Consider the following 18,831-nt stretch of genomic DNA (forward strand, 5'->3'; position numbering starts at 1 on the left):
GGCTCAGACGGTCTCGGTGTCCGCGACGGTCTCGCTCTCCATCGCGAAGGCAGCGGCGAAAAGCGTGCGGGTATACTCGGTCTTGGGCTTGGCGAAGATCTCCTCCGCCGGCCCCTCCTCGACCACGCGGCCGTGCTGCATCACCAGGACGTAGTTGGCCAGCGCCCGCACCACCTTGAGGTCGTGGCTGATGAACAGGTAGGCGAGCTTGCGCTCCCGCTGCAGGTCCCGCAACAGGGTGACAATCTGCGACTGCACGGAGCGGTCGAGGGCGGAGGTGGGCTCGTCGAGGACGACGAAGCGGGGCTTCAGCACCATCGCCCGCGCGATGGCGATGCGCTGGCGCTGGCCGCCCGAGAATTCGTGCGGGTAGCGGTCCATCGCGGCCGGGTCGAGCCCGACATCGGTCAGGGCCTGCGCCACCACGACCCGGCGCTCGGCCGCCGTGCGGATCTCGCCCTGCACCACGAGCCCCTCGGCCACGATGTCGGCCACCGACATGCGCGGCGAGAGGGAGCCGTAGGGATCCTGGAAGACCACCTGCATGTCCCGCCGCAGGGGGCGCATCGCGGCGACGCCGAACTCGTCGATGGCCTTGCCGATGAAGACGATCGGGCCCTCCGACCCCGTGAGCCGCAGGAGCGCGAGGCCGAGCGTGGTCTTGCCCGAGCCCGATTCGCCGACGACCCCGACGGTCTCGCCCTCGCGCACGAGGAGCCGGACGCCGTCCACCGCCTTGATGTGGCCGGTGGTGCGCCGGAGGAGCCCCTCGCGGATCGGGAACCAGACCTTGAGGGGGCCGGCCTCGATCAGGAACGGCGCCTCGGCGGGGACCGGGTTCGCCCGGCCCTTCGGCTCGGAGGCGATCAGGCGCTGGGTGTAGGCGTGCTGCGGCTTCGAGAACACCGCCTCAACCGGGCCGGTCTCCACGATCCTGCCCTGGAGCATCACGCAGACGCGTCCGGCGATCCGCTGCACGATGCCGAGATCGTGGGTGATGAACAGCATCGCCATGCCGAGGCGCTTCTGCAGGTCGGCGAGCAGCGACAGGATCTGCGCCTGGACGGTGACGTCGAGGGCGGTGGTCGGCTCGTCGGCGACGAGGAGGTCCGGCTCGCAGGCCAGCGCCATCGCGATCATCACGCGCTGGCGCTGGCCCCCGGACAATTCGTGCGGGTAGGCGCCCATGCGGCGCTCCGCGTCGCGCAGGCCCACGAGCTCGAGCAGTTCGAGGATGCGGGCGCGGGCCTTCCTGCCGCTGAGGCCGCGGTGCAGCGCCAGCACCTCGCCGATCTGCCGCTGGATGGAGTGCAGCGGGTTCAGCGAGGTCATCGGCTCCTGGAAGACCATCGTGATGTCGGCGCCGCGCACGTCGCGCATGGCGCGCTCGGGGAGCGCCAGGAGGTCGCGCCCCTTGAAGACGATGCGCCCGCCCGGGTGATGCGCGGCGCCGTCGAGAAGCCGCAGGATCGAGAGCGCCGTCACCGACTTGCCGGAACCCGATTCGCCGACGAGGGCCAGCGTCTCCCCCGGCGCGATCGTGAAGCTGACGCGGTCGACCGCCCGCGTCTCTCCCTCCCGGGTACGGAAGGCGACCGAGAGGTCTTCGACGGACAGGAGGGGTTCGGTCATCGGGAGGGGCTGCCTCGGGGGCGGGGCGCTGGCGGGGTCCGGCGGTTATAGCGCGGCGGCGGCGCGAGGGCGAACCGCGGCGCGGCGACGGATTGAACCTGAGCCGGTTCACGCTAGAACCGGCGCGGTGAAGATCTCCCCGTTCCGGATGCCGGCGATCCTGCTCGGCGCGCTCCTCCTCGCCCTGCCCGCCTCCGCCGCCCCCTCCGAGGGGGCGACCGAGACCGTCGAGCAGGCCCTCTGCCGCCTGATCGAGACCTCCGCCAAGGCGCGGGGGCTGCCCGTGCCGTTCCTGACGCGGCTGATCTGGCGCGAGAGCAGCTTCCGGGTCAGTGCCGTCAGTCCCGTCGGCGCGCAGGGCGTGGCGCAGTTCATGCCGGGCACCGCCCGGGAGCGCGGCCTGCTCGACCCCTTCGACCCCGAGCAGGCGATCCCGCACGCGGCCCACCTCCTGGCGGACCTGAAGCGGCAGTTCGGCAATCTCGGCCTCGCGGCGGCGGCCTATAACGGCGGCGCCGGCCGCGTCACGAACTGGCTCGCGGGGTCCGGCGGGCTCCCGGCCGAGACCCGCTCCTATGTCTACGCCATCACGGGCCAGCCGGCGGAGGATTGGCGCGGCGGCACCGGCGCTGTCGAGATGGGGCCGCCCGAGGGCAAGGATTCCGACAAGGCATCGGACAGGGGCGCCGCGCCCGCCGGCGACAAGCCCGGCGGGAAGGAGGCGGGTGCCGACCGGACGCCCCCGGCCGAGAAGCGGGTCGAGGCGCCGCAGACCTGCCTGCAGGTCACCGCGGCGCTGCGCATCCCGTCGCGCGGCGACCGCTTCGCCCTCGGCCTCAACGAGGGGCCGGCCGCGCCCTGGGGAATCCAGCTCGCGGGCAATTTCTCGAAGTCGCTCGCGCTCCAGAGCTTCTCGCGGGCGCGCTCGGCCTACGCGCAGGTGATCGGCGAGGTGCGCCCGATGATCATCGGCACCCGCCTGCGCAACCGCGGCACGCGGGCCTTCTACCGCATCCGCATCCCGGCCCAGAGCCGGCAGGCCGCCGACACCCTCTGCGGCAAGATCCGCCATGTCGGGGGCGCCTGCATCGTCCTGAGGACGTGAGGGTCCGTCCGGGCGGAATCGCGCGTCGCGGCGGCGCGACCGTTCAATTCCTTACCTTCGTCATGAATCCGCCCGAACCGGCATGCGATCAGGGTGGAGGCCACCCGAGAGACGCATGATCAGAGCCTTCACCGCCGTCGCCAGCCTCGTCTGCCTCGCCCTCGCGGCGCTCGGCATCGGCGCCTGCTCGCCGCTCGCGCTGTTCGACGCCATCGGCCCGCGGGACAGCGGCGGCCGCCAGGCCCTGAAGAACCAGCCCTTCGGCAGCCATCCGCGCCAGAGCCTCGACGTGTTCGTGCCCGTGGCCGGGGCGACCAACGCGCCGGTGCTGGTGTTCTTCTACGGCGGCTCCTGGAAGAACGGAGCCAAGGAGGACTACGCCTTCGTCGGGCAGGCGCTCGCCGCCCAGGGCTTCGTCACGGTGCTCCCCGATTACCGGCTCTACCCGGAGGTGCGCTTCCCCGGCTTCCTCGAGGACGGGGCGGCGGCCATCGCCTGGGTGCGCGACAACATCGCGGCCTATGGCGGCGACCCGCGCCGGATCGTCCTCGCGGGCCACTCGGCGGGCGCCTACAACGCCGTGATGCTGGGGCTCGACCCGCGCTACCTGCGGGCGGCGGGCGTCGATCCGAAGGTCGTGCGGGCCGTGGCCGGGCTCTCCGGCCCCTACGACTTCCTGCCCTTCGACCAGGGGACCGCGATCCAGGTATTCGGCGAGGCGCCGGACCCGGCCGCGACCCAGCCCATCACCTTCGCGGGCCCGCACTCGCCGCCGGCCTTCCTGGCCACGGGCGAGGCCGACACGGTCGTGCGCCCGCGCAACACCCAGAGCCTCGCGGCCAAGCTGCGCGCCGCCCGCGTGCCGGTGCAGGAGCGGATCTATCCCGGCCTCGACCACGCCGACACCCTGCTGGCGCTCTCCGTGACCTTCCGGGCGAAGGCGCCCGAGCTCGCCGAGATGGCCGCCTTCCTGCAGGGACAGACGGCGCTGCGCCCGCAGGCGGCGGCGCGCCTGCGCTGAGCGCCCCGCGCCGTCAACCTTACGGGGCGATTGCTGGGCATGACGCCGCGGCGGGCGCCGCCGCCGCGGGGGTTCCGGGTTAGGATGGGTCCCGGAGCCTCGCCCGATGCTCCCCTCCCCGCGATGAGGCCGCGCCGCCCGTGTCATCGGCAGCAGAGATCGACGCCCTCGAACCGGCCGCGGCCGCGCAGCCCGCGCGCGACCTCGCCGATTGGGCGCGCGTCCTCCTGAACGGCGTCACCCTGGTCGTGCTCTGGAACCACGTCTGGTTCAGCGACCTCAGCGACCGCTCCCTGCTCGACGCCGCGGAAGACGGCAGCCTGCTGACGCAGCTCCTGTTCATCGGGCTCGGCCTCGCCATGGCGGCCGCCCTCCGGCGCCTCGGCCTCGAGCGCCTGCGGCCGCTGGCGAGCTGGCCGCTCCTCGCCGTCGCGACCTGGCTCGCGATCACCATCTTCACCTCGGTCGAGCCGCTCCTGTCGATCCGGCGGGCGATCCTGCTCGTCATCGCGGCGATGCTCTCGGCCGGGATCCTGGTCGTCGCCCGCTCCGCCCGGCAATTCGCCCTGACCCTCGCGGGCGCCGCCCTGGTGATCCTGATCCCGTCCTTCCTGGCGGTCGCGCTGGTGCCGCACCTCGCGGTGCACTCGCCCTTCGACGTCCAGGCGGATCCGAGCCACACCGGCCTGTGGCGCGGCGTCTTCCCGTTCAAGAACGAGGCGGGGGCCGTGATGGTGATCTTCATCATCATCGGGCTCTACGTCGCGGCGAGCGCGAGCCGGCTCTACGGCTGGGCCCTGATCCTGCTCGCCGCGACCTTCCTGGTCGGCACCAACTCGAAGACCGCGCTGGCGACCCTGCCGGTGATCTTCGTGGTCACGACCCTCTGCCGCGTCTTCAGGGGCACGGTCCTGCGCGCGATCCTGCTCCTCGGGCCCGTGATCGGCTTCGCGGTGATCTCGGTCGGCTCGGTCTTCATCCCGGCGGTGAAGGACCTCCTCGATTCGGTGCTCAGCGACGCCTCGTTCACCGGGCGCAGCGAGATCTGGGAATTCGCGATGGAGAACATCCTGGCGCGGCCCCTCCAGGGCTGGGGCTACGGCGCCTTCTGGCTGACCGAGCGCACCATGTACGCCACCGGCGAGACCCAGACCTGGGTGAACACCGCCCGGCACGGGCACAACGCCTATATCGACGTGGCCCTGATGCTCGGCGTGCCGGGGCTCGGCGTCATCCTCCTGGCCTACCTGATCGCCCCCTTGCGCGACCTGCAGCGCATCACGGACGGGCACGGGATCGACCCGGCCACGATGCTGTTCCTGCGCCTGTGGTTCTTCGCCCTGATCTCGGCCTCGTTCGAATCGGTGCTCCTGAACGGCAACAACGCCACCTGCTGCATGTTCATGATGGCGGTGTTCGGCCTGCGCCTGCGCGCCTCGCACCGGATGATCGCGGCCTGAGGCGTCAGGCCTCCGGCGGCACCGGGCGCGGCCGCCGGTCGGGCCCGATCGCCACGAAGGTGAAGATCGCCTCGGTGACCTTCATGGTGGCCTCGCTCTCGCGCTCCCGGCGCCAGACCTCGACCCGGATCCGCAGGGAGGTGCGGCCGACCTTGAGGATCCAGGCGTAGAGGCTGACCTCGTCGCCCACGAAGACCGGGTGGTGGAAGGTCATGGCCTCGACCGAGATGGTGGCGCAGCGCCCGCGCGAGCGCCGGGCCGCGACGTTGCCGGCGGCGAGGTCCATCTGCGCCATCAGCCAGCCGCCGAAGATGTCGCCCGCCGGGTTGGTGTCGGAGGGCATCGCGATGGTGCGGATCACCGGGGCGCCCCGGTCGCCGGGCTGGCTCCGCGCCGCCGGCGCCGCCGGGGCGGGGGTCTCGGTCGTCATGGGATCGGGCCTCCGGGCTCTGCGTCCGCCTTGCCATGACCGTGCCAGGTCCGGGACGGCGGGGGGCACCCAGGCCTGACACCGGCCGCCGCCCGGGTCCAGTTCCCCGGCCCGCCGACCAGCTCCGCCTCAATCGGGGAGCGCGAACACCACCAGGGCGTCGCCCGTGCCGAATCCCGCGCCCTTGGTGAAGGAGGCGCCCCCCGCCGCCACCGCGACGTACTGGCGCCCGTCCACCGCGAAGGTCACGGGCGGGCCTCCGATGCCGGCGCCGCACTGGAAGCGCCACAGGATCTCGCCGGTCCCGGCGTCGTGGGCGTCGAGATGCCCGTCCTCCTCGCCGGAGAAGACGAGGCCGCCCGCCGTCGCGAGGGTGCCGCCGGAGAGCCGGCTCCCGGCCTTGCGCGACCACGCCACGGCCCCGCCCCGCGCGAGGTCGACGGCCGTCAGGGTGCTGAAGGCGGGCTCGCCCTTCGCCTCGCTGGTCTCGGTGTAGCGGATCTCCGGGCGGCCCTGTGCCGCCGGCACGGTCCTGACCGTGTAGGTCGCCGCCCCGTGGCGGACCTGCGCGTAGGCGAGCCCCGTCGCGGAATCGTAGGCGACCGGATGCCAGGAGATCGCCCCGAGGGGGCCGGGGCTGACGACGGTGCCCTCGGGGGTCGGCGGCGCGTAGAGGTTCTTGTGCCGGATCAAGGCCTCGGAGCGGGCGAGAAGCTTGCCCGTCGCCCGGTCGTGCACGTAGAGCCAGCCGGTCTTCGACCCCTGCGCCACCGCCTTCACGGGGCCCTCCGGCGTCGGGTGGTCGAGGAGGAAGGGCGGGCTCGCCACGTCGTAGCCCCACTCGTCGTGGGGCACCTGCTGGAAATGCCAGCGCAGGGCGCCGGTCCTCACGTCGAGGGCCACGAGGCTCATCGTGTAGAGGTTGTCGCCCGGGCGGGTCAGGCCGAAATTCTGCGGCGCCGGGTTGCCGGTGCCGAGATAGATCAGGCCGAGGTCGGGGTCGTAGGCCGGCGTCATCCAGAGGGAGCCGCCGCCGACGCGCCACGCCTCGGCGTTCCGGGGCGCGGCGGCCTTCTCGGCCGCGATGTCGCGGTGGAGCGGCACGCCGTCGGCGGTCGCCGCGACGAAGCCGCCCTCCCAGCCGTCGGCCTTGGTGACGTACCAGCGCCAGCGCTCGGCACCGGTCCTGGCGTCATAGGCCGCGAGCCAGCCGCGCCGGCCGTAGCCGCCCTCGATGCCCACCACGGAGCCGCCGTCGAGGCCGCCCTTGTCGTCCTCGACATGGAGGCCGTAGCCCGCCCCCGCCACGCCCACGATCACGAGGCCGTCGGCCACGAGGGGCGGCATCTTGAAGCCGAGGCGGCTCGAGCCCTGGACCGGCTTGTCGCCGAGCTGCGCCGCGAGCGCCGAGGCGGTCTCGGTCTCGCCCTCCTCGGGGCGCACCGCCTCGTGGTCCCACGCGACCTTGCCGGTGCCCGCATCCAGGGCGATCACCCGCCCGTCCATGGTGGCCTCGTAGACGAGGCCGCCCGAGACCGCGACGCCCCGGTTCGAGGGCGGCCCGAAGATCTTCTCGGTGCGGGCCTTGTGGGTGTAGGTCCAGAGCACCCGGCCCGACTTCGCCTCGAGGGCGGCCACGTGGTTGCCGGTGGTCGAGACGTACATCACCCCGTCCACCACCACGGGCTCGGCCTGGAAGTAGCCGGTCACCCCGGTCTGGAAGATCCAGGCCGGGCGCAGGCGTCCGACATTGCCCCGATCGATCCCGGCGAGGGGCGAGTGGTGGCGGTTGCTATGGTCGCCCCCGAATACCGGCCAGTCCCGGGAGGCCTCGCCGGCCGAGTTCGGCGCCGCGCCGGCCGAGTTCGGCGCCGCGAGGGCGAGCATCGCCAGGGTCGCGGCGAGCGCGGGGCGGCCGGCGCGGGCGCGCGGAGCGGGACGGCTCATGATGGGCGGTTCTTCCCTGACATGCGTCTTCTCGAGTGTTCCTGGTCGTTCGCGCCGTGGTTACGGCAAGCCCCGGCCCCTGTCGAACGGGCGCCGCCGAGGCCGCGCCTCAGGCGCCGGGCCTCGGCGCCCGGGCGAGCTGGGCCGGCGTGTCGGGCGCCCCCACCGCCTGTGCCATCTCGGCGGCGGTCTGCCCGCCCGCGTCGCGGCGGTCCGGATCGGCCCCGTGGGCGAGGAGCAGGTCGACCATCTCGGTGCGGTTGAACATCGCCGCCGTCATCAGCGCCGTGCGGCTGCCGTCGCCGACGCCGTCCACCGCCGCCCCGTGGGCGAGGAGCAGGCGGACGATCTCGACCGCGCCCTTAAAGGCGGCACCGGCCAGCGGCGTCTGGCCCCGGTCGTTGGCGAGCTCGGGGTCGCCCCCGGCCCCCAGGATGACGCGGGTGGCCTCCCGCTGGCCGTTATAGGCCGCGAGCATCAGCAGGCTGTCGCCCTTGTCGTTGCGCAGGTTCGCCGGCAGGCCCTGGCCGAACAGCTCCGCCAAGGCCTCGGCCTCGCCCGTCCGGGCGTATTGGAAGACCCGGCCCGCGAAGGCCAGGGTCGCGTCGTCGAGGACGGGCGGAGAGGCAGCGGGCTCGGTGGGCATCGGACGGCTCCGGAAGGACGCTCGGGAAACGCTGCCCGCGCATCTGGGGTGGACGCGTGCCGCTGTCCAGCACGGCCGTCGGCGGGACCGGCGGCGGCAGCGACCACGACCGACCTCCGCGCGCGATCACGCGCGCTCCCGGAATGCTCAAGCTCAAAATGTATTCAAATTGCAGCATCGCGCGCAAGTATCCCGTATAGAGACCAGCTTAACTGAAACGGATCGCGGGAAGATGCGCTTGCTCCAGGGACGTTTCACGCATATCTCATGTTAGCACAACCCTGCCTGCAAAGCAGGGACACGAGGGCATACAGGGTCAGCGCCCTGTTTTTCGGATGGCCCGGGACCCGAGGATCGATCCGAGACTTGCAGGCGGAACGCGAAGACTACGTATTCGAACATGGAAGAGAGCGTTTTTCTCGTCGACGCGACCCGCAGAGCGGGGAGGTCGGGAGGAAATGCCCGTGGATGTCACGATGCGGGACGATGGACCAAACGGAGTTTCCCTCAACAGGTCTGGCCTGGCCTTTTCCTCGCGCGAGTTCCTGCGGCTGATCGAAGACCAGGGACTGACCGGAAATTGGGGCTGGACCTTCGACACGAATGTGCAGGTCTGGTCGGCCGGCCTGTTCCGACTGCTCGGATTGCAGGCGTCCGACATGCTCCCGAGCTACGACCTGCTCCTCGGCCTCGTCCATCCGGAGGACAAGCCGGAACTCGAGACGACCGCCGAGATCATGCAGGGCGGGATCCTGCGCGACCACGTCTTCCGGGTGATCCGGCCGGACGGCTCGATCCGCGTCCTGTCGAGCCGGGGCGAGGTCTACTTCACGTCGGAGGGACGGCCGCGCGCGGCTGCCGGCACATTCCTCGACGTGACCGAGCGCGAGCGGCTCGCCACGATCAGCGCCTTCGAGAAGCAGCGCCAGCGGGTGCTCGCGCAGACGGCGCGCATCTTCACCTGCTCGAACCGGGTCGTCCCCTTCGTGGAATATCCGCCCGAATTCGTCGACCTCGCCGGATTGCAGCGACAGGACCTCCTGGACAACTGGCTGGCGCATGTCGCGCGCGAGGAATGGGCGTTCTGGCAGGACGAATCCCTGCGCCTCCTGGCAACCGGCAAGCCCTTCATCGAGATTCCCACCCTGAACCTCGTCGGGAACGAGCGTGCGCGCTTCCGCTACACCATGGTCCCGGTCTACGAGGCGGATGCGTCGATCGGGTGCTGGTCGGCCGTCATCTCCCCCGTCGAGACGCCGTTCGCGACGTTCGGCGGCGAGCTTCGGCAGGGCCTGGAACAGAGCGTCCAGGGCCGCCACCTGCGGGCGGCGCGCGGGCTCCTCGGCTGGTCGATGATGGACCTGGCACGAGCGAGCGGCTTGTCCTTCTCGACGGTCCGCCGCCTGGAGGACGACGGCGAGGCCACGGCGTCGCGCTCGCGCCATCTGGCCGTCGCGGCGCTGCGGACCGCCGGCATCCAGTTCTCGCTGCTCGACAGCAGCACCATCGCCGTCGGACAACGCTAGAGGGCCGGCCTTGGAAGCCTCCGCGTCCGCCCTCGCCTGCCGCGACAGCCTCCGCCTCGTGGAGGGCTTCGGCCTCACCGGCCAGCCGGGCCGGATCGAGGGCGCCGGCGGGGTCGAGCGCTCCCGTCATGCCGCCGCCGTGGCCCCTCGGGCCACCGGCATGCGCGTCCCGCCGATCGACGGCGACGTGGTCGCAGTGGCCGAGACCTGAGGTGGAGCCTTGACCCTTCTCCTTACTCCCTCGGCCCTCCCCTACTCGTCGCGCGCGCTCCTGCGGCTGATCGAGGGCGCCGGGCTGACCGGCAACTGGGGCTGGAACTTCGCGACCAACGAGCATGTCTGGTCGCCCGGGCTGTTTCGCCTGCTCGGGCTGGAACCCGGCATGGTCCCACCGAGCTACGACCTGTTCCTCCACCTCGTCCATCCCGAGGACCGCGCGTCGCTCGAAACCGGCGCCCAGATGCGGGACGGGCTCGCACGAAACGCCACCGTGCGGGTGATCAGGCCGGACGGCACGATGCGCCTCCTGTCGATCCAAACCGAGATCTACGTCGCGCCGGACGGGCGCCCGCAGGCAGCGGCCGGAACGGTGCTCGACATCACCGATCGCGAGGCGCTCGCCCGCGCTCAGGCGGCGGAGCGGCGGCGGGCGTGGGCGCTGTTTCAGCGGACCCGCAGCTTCACGCACACGTACAGCCATCCCGCATTGGAATTCTCGCGCGAGTTCATGGACCTGACGGGCCAGTCCAGGGAGGCTTTTCTCGAAGACTCGCAACGCGCCATCGCCAGCGAGGAGCGGAGCTTCTGGCGGGAATTCGGAGCGGAACACTTTCCCTCCGCCCGGATCTTCCACGCCACGCCGCTCCTGATCCTGGCGGACGGACAGAAAGGACGATTCCGCTTCATCGTCCTCCCGATCCTGCGTCCGGATGGCGGGATCGAGGGCTGGACCCACTTCGTGACCCCCGTAGGCCGCCAGGGCTTGCAGCCAACCGGCGACGTCCGGCGCAGGCTTGAGGAGCAGGTCCGCGGCCATCACGTGCGGGCGGCACGCGCCCTCCTCGGCTGGTCGATGCACGATCTGGCCGCGGCGAGCGGCCTGTCCTTTTCGACGATCCGGCGCCTCGAGGACGACGTCGAGGCCATCGCCGCCCGGTCGCGCCATGCTGCCGTCGCGGCGCTCCGCACCGCCGGCATCTGCTTCTCGCTCCTCGACGGCGCCGCCATCGCTGTCGCCCGGGCCTGACGGGCCGCCCTTTCCGGCACCGGCCTGAGACGCCATATTCGCCCGATGCCGACTCCCAGAAAGCCCCGCCCCGCCTCGGGCAAGGCCGAGAAGCCCGAGCTGAAGCCGCTCGACCCGTTCCTGGCCGAACTGCTCAACCCGGCCCTCAACCGCAACCGCCTGCCGGAGCCGCCGCCGGCACGGCCGTCCGAGCCGAAGCGGAAGGGCCGGGGAAAGAAGTCCGACGCGGCGCCGGCCGGCTTCGCCGAGGCGCCGCAGGCGGCCTTCGCGCACGGGAGCGCGGCCGATGTCGACCCGCGCCTCGCCCAGGCGCTCGGCCTGCGCGACGGCGAGGACGGGCCGGCCCCCGCCGGCCTGGTGGAGGGCGACGACACCTCGCTCGCCAGCGACGGGGTCTCGGCCACGGTCGACGCGCTGTCGCGCCTCCTCACCGAGGGCAACCCGCTGTTCAAGGACGGGCAGACCTGGGTGCCGCACCGGCCCGAGCGTCCGCAGAAATCCGAGGGCGGCGTGCCCTTCCGGCTCGCCTCCGAGTTCACCCCGGCGGGCGACCAGCCCCGCGCCATCGCGGAGCTGGTGGAGGGCGTGAAGGCGCAGGAGCGCGACCAGGTGCTCCTCGGCGTCACGGGCTCGGGCAAGACCTTCACGATGGCCAAGGTCATCGAGGCGACGCAGCGCCCGGCCCTGATCCTGGCGCCGAACAAGACGCTCGCCGCGCAGCTCTACGGCGAGTTCAAGAGCTTCTTCCCCGACAACGCGGTCGAGTACTTCGTCTCCTACTACGATTATTACCAGCCCGAGGCCTACGTGCCGCGCTCGGACACCTTCATCGAGAAGGAAAGTTCGATCAACGAGCAGATCGACCGCATGCGTCACTCCGCCACCCGGGCGCTGCTCGAGCGGGACGACGTCATCATCGTCGCCTCGGTCTCGTGCATCTACGGCATCGGCTCGGTCGAGACCTACACGGCGATGTCGTTCACCGTCAGCCTCGGCGAGAAGATCGAGCAGCGCCAGCTCATCGCCGACCTCGTGGCCCTGCAGTACAAGCGCATCCAGTCGGACTTCGCCCGCGGCACCTTCCGGGTGCGCGGCGACGTGATCGAGCTGTGGCCGGCCCACCTCGAGGATCGCGGCTGGCGCGTCGGGCTGTTCGGCGACGAGATCGAGTCGATCGTCGAGTTCGACCCGCTCACGGGCCGGAAGATCAACGAGCTGAAGTTCGTGAAGGTCTACGCCAACTCGCACTACGTCACGCCGCGCCCGACGCTGCAGCAGGCGGTCAAGGGCATCAAGACGGAGCTCAAGGCCCGGGTCGAAGAGCTGACCCGGATGGGCCGCCTGATCGAGGCGCAGCGCATCGAGCAGCGCTGCACCTTCGACATCGAGATGATCGAGGCGACGGGCTCCTGCAACGGCATCGAGAACTACTCGCGCTACCTCACCGGGCGCAAGCCCGGCGAGCCGCCCCCGACCCTGTTCGAGTACCTGCCCGACAACGCCCTGGTCTTCACCGACGAGAGCCACGTCACCGTGCCGCAGATCGGCGGCATGTACCGGGGCGACTTCCGCCGCAAGGCGACGCTGGCCGAGTACGGCTTCCGGCTGCCCTCCTGCCTCGACAACCGCCCGCTCCGCTTCGAGGAATGGGACGCGATGCGCCCGCAATCGGTCCACGTCTCGGCGACGCCGGGCCGGTGGGAGATGGAGCGCACGGATGGGGTCTTCGCCGAGCAGGTGATCCGCCCGACCGGCCTCGTCGACCCCGTGATCGAGGTGCGGCCGGCCCGGAGCCAGGTCGACGACCTCCTCGGCGAGGTGCGGGACGTGGCCCAGGCCGGCTACCGGACCCTCGTGACGACGCTGACGAAGCGCATGGCCGAGGACCTCACCGAGTACCTGCACGAGAACAATGTCCGGGTGCGCTACATGCACTCGGACATCGACACCCTGGAGCGCATCGAGATCATCCGGGACCTGCGCCTCGGCGCCTTCGACGTGCTGATCGGCATCAACCTGCTGCGCGAGGGCCTCGACATCCCGGAATGCGCCCTCGTCGCCATCCTCGACGCCGACAAGGAGGGCTTCCTGCGCTCCGAGACCTCCCTCGTCCAGACTATCGGCCGCGCCGCCCGCAACGCGGAGGCCCGCTGCATCCTCTACGCCGATCAGCGCACCGGCTCGATGGAGCGGGCGATGGCCGAGACCGAGCGGCGGCGCCAGAAGCAGCTCGCCTACAACGCCGAGCACGGCATCACCCCGCAATCGGTCAAGCGCGGCATCGCCGACATCCTCGACAGCGTGTTCGAGCGCGACCACGTCCGGGTCGATACCGGCCTCGCCCGGGACGCCATCACGGTCGGCCACAACCTCAAGGCCGTGATGGGCGACCTCGAGAAGCGCATGCGGGCGGCCGCCGCCGACCTCGACTTCGAGGAGGCCGCGCGCCTGCGCGACGAGCTCAAGCGCCTCCAGGCCACCGAGCTCCTCGTCGCGGACGACCCCATGGCCCGCCAGGCCGATGTCGCGCGCGAGGCCGGCAAGTTCGGGCGCAAGGGCCCGCGGGGCGACGGCTCGCGCATCGCCAAGCCCAGCCTCGACAACATGGGCCCGGGCACCGACCGCGAGATCCCGGTCGGGGGCGCCCTCCCGTTCCAGGAGCGCCCGAAGCCCCGCTCGACACAAGGTCTCGGCGGCCAGCGCCCGAAATACAAGGGCCGCGGCGGCAAGCGCTAGGGCCGCCCCCTCTCCCGGTCGGGCGATGGGGCGCGCCGCGCCGCCCGCGCCCGCACGGAACCACCACTCACTCCGGACGGCGATGCGCCCACCTCTCCCGTCCGGGAGAGGTCGAGTCGGCGCCAGCCGACCGGGTGAGGGGTGCGACATATCTTGAGAGCGCGCATCCCTCACCCCAACCCTCTCCCGCACGGGAGAGGGGGCCCGTCGCGACGCCCGCGCCCACCAACCCGTCCTTCCGGAGCGGCGCCCCGCCCCACCTCTCCCGTCCGGGAGAGGTCGAGTCGGCGCCAGCCGACCGGGTGAGGGGTGCGACCTCTCCGGACAGCGCGCATCCCTCACCCCGACCCTCTCCCGCACGGGAGAGGGGGCCCGTCGTGCTGCCCGCGCCCGCGCGGAACCACAACGCACTCCGACGGCGGCAGGCCCCGCCTCTCCCGCACGGGAGAGGGCGCGCGCCGCCCGCGGGGTCGGGCCGGGACCGGCGACGGAACCCCCGGCCCGGTCCCGTCTTTGCTCTGGCAGACGAGCCGCACGGCTCGAGCCCCCGACCTCGCGACGAACGGGATCGATCGCCCATGCCCCAGCACCGTCCCCGGAAGGTCCCGCCCCTGCGTCCCCGCGCGGGCGGGCTCGCCACCGCCCTGTTCCTCGGCGGCCTCGCCGTCTCCGGCGCCGCCGCGATCCTGGTCGCCCCGATGGGCGAGCCGGCCGTGGCGCAATCGGCCGCGAACCAGACCGATCAGCCCGGCGCCGGCACCCTGCCGGCCCGCACCTCGCCGGCCGGCACCGACACGGTGCGGGGCAACCCGGCGGCGAACCGCCCGACCGCCGGCGTGGCGCCCCCGAGCGCCATCCGGAACACCACCGCGGTGGTGCGCTCGGACACGGCGGGCAAGGCGAGCGTCACCAACCCCCTCGACCACCTGCCGAGGAACCAGCGCTCCGGCCGCGAATAGGCCATCCCGCACGCCGACATGGCGCGAGGCCGGCCGGCGCAACCCCGGGCCGGCCTCGGCGGTTAATGGCGCAGGGCCGGGCATGACGGGACCGGACCGGCAACCGGAGTGCGCAGCATGGGTCTCCTCGATTCGGTCATCGGCGGCGTGCTGGGTCAGGTCCTCGGCGGCGGGCGCGGCGGCCCGGCGCCCTCGGGCCCGCACGGCTCCGGCCCCCAATCCGCCGGCCTGTCGCCGATCGTGAAGGCGCTCCTGATGCTGCTCCTCGCCAAGGGCGCGAGCGGCGGCTTCGGCGACATCTTCGGGCGCGCCGGCGGTCACGACGGCCGCGGCGACCCGCGCGAGGCCGGCCCGGAGGACGACCGCTCCGGCGGTGCCGGCCCCTACGGCCGCGATCCCGGTGACATCGGCGGCTTCGGCCGGCCCGGTGGCTACGATCCGGAGGGCGGCCGGCGCGACGCCCCCCTGCCCCCCGGCGATTATGGCGACCTCTCGGGCATGCTCGACGGCCCCGGCGAGGGCGGCGGCGGCACCGCGGCCGGCCGCGGTCCCGGCGCCGGCCCCTACGCCCATCTCGACCGGGAGCCCGACGCGGGCGGCTTCGGGCGCGGGCATCAAGGCGGCGGGGGTATGGGCGGCGATCTCGGCGGCCTCGACGGCCTGATCGAGCGCTTCCAGCGCGGCGGCCTCGGCGACGTCATGGAATCCTGGATCGGCCACGGCCAGAACCGTCCGGTCCAGCCGAACCAGCTCGCTGACGCCCTCGGCCCCGACACCATCGACACCCTGGAGCACCAGACCGGCCTCGACCGCACTGCGCTGCTGGGCCAGCTCGCCCAGGTCCTGCCGGAGGTGATCTCACAGCTCACGCCGCAGGGGCGGGTGCCGGGGGAGCAGGAGCGGCGGGGATGGTGAAATTATCGCGTAATTAATCTAACCAAAACATCGCGAAATTCTTGTTGGCGCGCAGTTTCCGAAGAAAAATCCCGACCGGATTCAGCAATAGCGAGATCCACAAATTTGCATACCTTATCGAATTCCACTTTTGCCCTGTCTTCATCCCACAGTATCTGGTTCATTTTCTCGCAATATTTGTCAATCTTTGGATGGGATATTTGAGGCATGTCTTGGCCGCAGACTGAGTAACGCAAAGCCATAGGGAGGTGCCAGCGGAAGTTTTTGTATTTTCCTTCAAGGCGTCCGTTCCGGAAAAGGAATTCGAGTCTATAAGCAGCAAAAGCCGAGGTATAATAAGGTGACAATTTGTGTGTTTTTGCGAATATGCTTTTTCCAACAGTATTTAGAATTCTTCCGTAGTATCGGCTGGATCGATGAGGTTCATCTAAAAATGTCGCGGCGAACGCCCTAACTAGCACACCGCGAGACACAACTTTGACTTTCTGAAGAGCCTGACCTGCGTACTGCTTAGATCTCCTCTCATAAAATATTTTTTGTTCATCCTGGAAAGTATCGAAATAAGTTTCGATTTTTTTCTGGAACTCGTCAAGCGAAATGAAGTCTTCTTCACTCACCTCTGTTTGTCGATTCGACGAGCGAATGACTGAGTTGATAATATCTTCGTTCTCAGTCACTACTATCTTTACAGGAATATTTACAGAACTATCCAACACATCACGGTTTGCAAACAAAACATGGCTTGTCTGACATCCATTGACTATCTGGAAATCCTTCAAAGTAAAATTATCGGAAACTCGGCCGAGTTCTTTAGCAACGACAGTTATTCCATTGTTTCTTAAAGCGAAATCTATCTTTCGATCCGATTGCAAGGTTCCACCAATCTCCTTGTTAACATTATTATTACCTTGAAAATCACGGACATTTGCATAAAACACTGAACGTCGGATATTGCCGCCCTCATCAGTGATCAACTGAAGATATTCGCTTGATGGCAACAGAGCCAAATGAGCCTCGCTGACCTTTTCGTCTGTCGGAATAATGATTGATTTCGCTACCTTGAAAGTAACCGATAGCGCAGCCTCAGCAGACCGATAAAGTCCTTGAAGTTCAGATGCGCCTAGCGGCGAAAACTCGACGCTACGAAACAATTGTGTATCTTGCAGCTGTTTTTTATGAGCTTCAGCGGTATTACGTGGATGCGTTTCGTTATTCCAAATGCCTGTAGTCACATAGTAACATTTTAACTTGGGATTACCTTGCTTGAATAAAGAAGGATCTGCATACACGGCTTCGCGAAGTAACTCGAAATCTTCGAATTTTTCAGTCCGCGGCAATTTCGGTTCTGGGGAAAAAAAATCGGATACCCCAAGCATGAACTTAGCGATATCACCCGTGTCGAAAGAAGTTGAAGTCTTGGCTTGAATAAAAATGAAAGTTGCATCTATATATTTATTGTCTTTCGCAAATTCTAAGATCTCGTCAGCAGATAAAACGAACGACCCATTCACGTAAACACCGATACCATCAATTGACAATGGATCGTTTTCGCCTGTGTGAAATTCTAAAACTGGAATTTCGTCTTCATCATACTGCTTGAGCACCAAATAATTTGCAAAATGCTCGAATTTAGTCTCCGTAGAAAAGGAGTCTAAGCTCTGGTATTCAGAAAACTTATCAAGCAAACTTTTTGTGATACGATCCACTGCAAAGCCTCCGCCTAGGCGAGAACCGAAAAAACCACTAAGTCTTAAGGCAGAAATTCAACTAGCTAAAGTCATTCCCTATAAATTATACTAAATCGCAAATTATTTTTCCAAAAATACTGGCGGGTATTTGCTTTTAGTAAGTCGGGATTGATTTTTGGCTTTAATCGACAACCCGCCGCATCACCAGACTGGCATTCGTCCCGCCAAACCCGAACGAGTTCGACAGCACCACGTCGACCCGCTTGCGCTTGGCCTCGTGCGGCACGAGGTCGATGGCGGTCTCGACGCTGGGGTTGTCGAGGTTGAGGGTCGGGGGCAGGACGCCGTCGCGGATGGCGAGGACCGAGAAGATCGCCTCGACGGAGCCGGCGGCGCCGAGCAGGTGGCCGATGGCCGACTTGGTGGAGGACATCGAGGCCCTGGCCGCGGCGGGGCCGAGGACGCGCTCCACCGCCTTCAGCTCCAGCTCGTCGCCCATCGGGGTCGAGGTGCCGTGGGCATTGATGTAGTCGATCTCGGAGGGGTCGATGCCGGCGCGCTTCACGGCGGCGCTCATGCAGCGATAGGCGCCGTCGCCGTCGGGCGAGGGCGAGGTGATGTGGTAGGCGTCGCCCGAGAGGCCGTAGCCCACCACCTCGGCGTAGATCCTGGCGCCGCGGGCCCGCGCGTGCTCGTACGCCTCCAGCACCACGATGCCGGCGCCCTCGCCCATGACGAAGCCGTCCCGGTCCTTGTCGTAGGGGCGGGAGGCCCGGGTCGGGTCCGCGTTGAAGCCGGTCGAGAGGGCCCGGCAGGCGGCGAAGCCCGCCAGCGCCAGGCGGTTCACGGGTGATTCGGCCCCGCCCGCCACCATCACGTCGGCATCGCCGAGCATGATCAGCCGGGCGGCGTCGCCGATCGCGTGCGCGCCGGTGGAGCAGGCGGTGACCACCGCGTGGTTCGGGCCCTTCAGCCCGTGCGCGATCGAGACCTGGCCCGAGGCGAGGTTGATGATGCGGCCGGGGATGAAGAACGGCGAGATGCGCCGCGGCCCCTTCTCGTGCAGCGTCACGGAGGCGTCGTAGATGCCCCCGATGCCGCCGATGCCGGAGCCGATCAGCACGCCGGTGGCGACCTGGTCCGCGTCGGTCTTCGGGGCCCAGCCGGCATCCTCCAGGGCCTCGCCGGCCGCCGCCATCGCGTAGACGATGAACGGGTCGACCTTGCGCTGCTCCTTGGGCTCCATCCACCGGTCGGGGTTGAAGGTGCCCTCGCGGCCGTCGCCGAGGGGGATCGAGCAGGCGATGCGGCAGGCGAGGTCCTCGGTCTCGAAGGCCGTGACCTTCGAGGCACCGCTATCCCCCGCGATCAGGCGGCTCCAGGTGTGCTCGACCCCGCTGCCCAGCGGCGTGACCATACCCAGACCCGTGACGACGACCCGACGCATCGCGAATTCCCGAAACCGTTTTCGTCCAACCATAAACGGCGCGCGGGGCGTTTCGGCCCCGTCCGCGCCGCCG

The 18,831-nt window shown here is 69.2% G+C and carries 15 protein-coding genes; 9 read left to right on the forward strand and 6 right to left on the reverse strand.

The annotated features are described in order from the left end of the window. Positions 1-3: 3 nt before the first annotated feature. Positions 4-1,632: an ABC transporter ATP-binding protein gene (locus tag F6X51_RS04430; protein WP_150962012.1), complete on the reverse strand. Its 1,629-nt coding sequence runs from the start codon at positions 1,630-1,632 to the stop codon at positions 4-6. Positions 1,633-1,780: 148 nt separating this feature from the next. On the opposite strand from F6X51_RS04430, the gene F6X51_RS04435 reads away from it, so the two are divergent. From F6X51_RS04435 to F6X51_RS04445, 3 genes are all read left to right on the forward strand, one after another. Then, a complete protein-coding gene (locus F6X51_RS04435; RefSeq protein WP_150962228.1) occupies positions 1,781-2,737 on the forward strand; it encodes a lytic transglycosylase domain-containing protein in 957 nt (318 codons plus the stop codon). Positions 2,738-2,852: 115 nt separating this feature from the next. Further along, positions 2,853-3,758, forward strand: a complete 906-nt coding sequence (locus F6X51_RS04440) for an alpha/beta hydrolase (protein ID WP_150962013.1) — start codon at positions 2,853-2,855, stop codon at positions 3,756-3,758. 140 nt (positions 3,759-3,898) lie between these two features. Then, complete coding sequence (locus tag F6X51_RS04445) at positions 3,899-5,218, forward strand: O-antigen ligase family protein (protein WP_150962014.1); 1,320 nt, start codon at positions 3,899-3,901, stop codon at positions 5,216-5,218. Positions 5,219-5,222: 4 nt separating this feature from the next. On the opposite strand, the gene F6X51_RS04450 is transcribed toward F6X51_RS04445, so the two are convergent. The 3 genes from F6X51_RS04450 to F6X51_RS04460 all read right to left on the reverse strand — a co-directional run bounded on the left by F6X51_RS04450 (position 5,223) and on the right by F6X51_RS04460 (position 8,241). Beyond that, positions 5,223-5,648, reverse strand: coding sequence for an acyl-CoA thioesterase (locus F6X51_RS04450; RefSeq protein WP_150962015.1), 426 nt, complete (start codon positions 5,646-5,648; stop codon positions 5,223-5,225). A gap of 129 nt (positions 5,649-5,777) precedes the next feature. After that, entirely contained in the window at positions 5,778-7,595 is a 1,818-nt protein-coding gene (locus F6X51_RS04455; RefSeq protein WP_150962016.1) for a pyrroloquinoline quinone-dependent dehydrogenase, read from the reverse strand. Positions 7,596-7,704: 109 nt separating this feature from the next. Beyond that, on the reverse strand, positions 7,705-8,241 hold the full coding sequence (locus tag F6X51_RS04460; RefSeq protein ID WP_150962017.1) for an ankyrin repeat domain-containing protein: 537 nt from the start codon (positions 8,239-8,241) through the stop codon (positions 7,705-7,707). 464 nt (positions 8,242-8,705) lie between these two features. On the opposite strand from F6X51_RS04460, the gene F6X51_RS04465 reads away from it, so the two are divergent. From F6X51_RS04465 to F6X51_RS04490, 6 genes are all read left to right on the forward strand, one after another. After that, positions 8,706-9,767, forward strand: coding sequence for a PAS domain-containing protein (locus tag F6X51_RS04465; RefSeq protein ID WP_191970010.1), 1,062 nt, complete (start codon positions 8,706-8,708; stop codon positions 9,765-9,767). Between the two features lie 10 nt (positions 9,768-9,777). Beyond that, a complete protein-coding gene (locus tag F6X51_RS04470) occupies positions 9,778-9,978 on the forward strand; it encodes a hypothetical protein (RefSeq protein ID WP_150962019.1) in 201 nt (66 codons plus the stop codon). 9 nt (positions 9,979-9,987) lie between these two features. Beyond that, complete coding sequence (locus F6X51_RS04475; protein WP_150962020.1) at positions 9,988-11,013, forward strand: helix-turn-helix domain-containing protein; 1,026 nt, start codon at positions 9,988-9,990, stop codon at positions 11,011-11,013. Between the two features lie 45 nt (positions 11,014-11,058). Beyond that, entirely contained in the window at positions 11,059-13,749 is a 2,691-nt protein-coding gene (gene uvrB, locus F6X51_RS04480) for an excinuclease ABC subunit UvrB (protein ID WP_150962021.1), read from the forward strand. Between the two features lie 578 nt (positions 13,750-14,327). Further along, positions 14,328-14,708, forward strand: coding sequence for a hypothetical protein (locus F6X51_RS04485; RefSeq protein ID WP_150962022.1), 381 nt, complete (start codon positions 14,328-14,330; stop codon positions 14,706-14,708). 117 nt (positions 14,709-14,825) lie between these two features. Continuing rightward, positions 14,826-15,623 carry a YidB family protein gene (locus tag F6X51_RS04490; protein ID WP_150962023.1) on the forward strand — a complete coding sequence of 266 codons (798 nt, stop codon included), beginning with the start codon at positions 14,826-14,828 and terminating at the stop codon, positions 15,621-15,623. A gap of 2 nt (positions 15,624-15,625) precedes the next feature. Here F6X51_RS04490 and F6X51_RS04495 read toward each other — a convergent pair whose 3' ends face one another. Together F6X51_RS04495 and fabF are read right to left on the reverse strand one after the other, a co-directional pair. Beyond that, complete coding sequence (locus tag F6X51_RS04495) at positions 15,626-17,329, reverse strand: AIPR family protein (protein ID WP_150962024.1); 1,704 nt, start codon at positions 17,327-17,329, stop codon at positions 15,626-15,628. Positions 17,330-17,492: 163 nt separating this feature from the next. Further along, positions 17,493-18,758 carry a beta-ketoacyl-ACP synthase II gene (gene fabF, locus F6X51_RS04500; protein ID WP_150962025.1) on the reverse strand — a complete coding sequence of 422 codons (1,266 nt, stop codon included), beginning with the start codon at positions 18,756-18,758 and terminating at the stop codon, positions 17,493-17,495. Positions 18,759-18,831: the final 73 nt, after the last annotated feature.

This window comes from Methylobacterium planeticum (genome assembly GCF_008806345.1).
GTDB lineage: Bacteria > Pseudomonadota > Alphaproteobacteria > Rhizobiales > Beijerinckiaceae > Methylobacterium > Methylobacterium planeticum.

Bases quoted from the DNA above. Each gene is read 5' to 3' on its own strand.
- F6X51_RS04430 (WP_150962012.1), bottom strand. From the start codon at position 1,632: ATGACCGAACCCCTCCTGTCCGTCGAAGACCTCTCGGTCGCCTTCCGT.
- F6X51_RS04435 (WP_150962228.1), top strand. From the start codon at position 1,781: ATGCCGGCGATCCTGCTCGGCGCGCTCCTCCTCGCCCTGCCCGCCTCC.
- F6X51_RS04440 (WP_150962013.1), top strand. From the start codon at position 2,853: ATGATCAGAGCCTTCACCGCCGTCGCCAGCCTCGTCTGCCTCGCCCTC.
- F6X51_RS04450 (WP_150962015.1), bottom strand. From the start codon at position 5,648: ATGACGACCGAGACCCCCGCCCCGGCGGCGCCGGCGGCGCGGAGCCAG.
- F6X51_RS04455 (WP_150962016.1), bottom strand. From the start codon at position 7,595: ATGAGCCGTCCCGCTCCGCGCGCCCGCGCCGGCCGCCCCGCGCTCGCC.
- F6X51_RS04460 (WP_150962017.1), bottom strand. From the start codon at position 8,241: ATGCCCACCGAGCCCGCTGCCTCTCCGCCCGTCCTCGACGACGCGACC.
- uvrB (WP_150962021.1), top strand. From the start codon at position 11,059: ATGCCGACTCCCAGAAAGCCCCGCCCCGCCTCGGGCAAGGCCGAGAAG.
- F6X51_RS04485 (WP_150962022.1), top strand. From the start codon at position 14,328: ATGCCCCAGCACCGTCCCCGGAAGGTCCCGCCCCTGCGTCCCCGCGCG.
- F6X51_RS04490 (WP_150962023.1), top strand. From the start codon at position 14,826: ATGGGTCTCCTCGATTCGGTCATCGGCGGCGTGCTGGGTCAGGTCCTC.
- fabF (WP_150962025.1), bottom strand. From the start codon at position 18,758: ATGCGTCGGGTCGTCGTCACGGGTCTGGGTATGGTCACGCCGCTGGGC.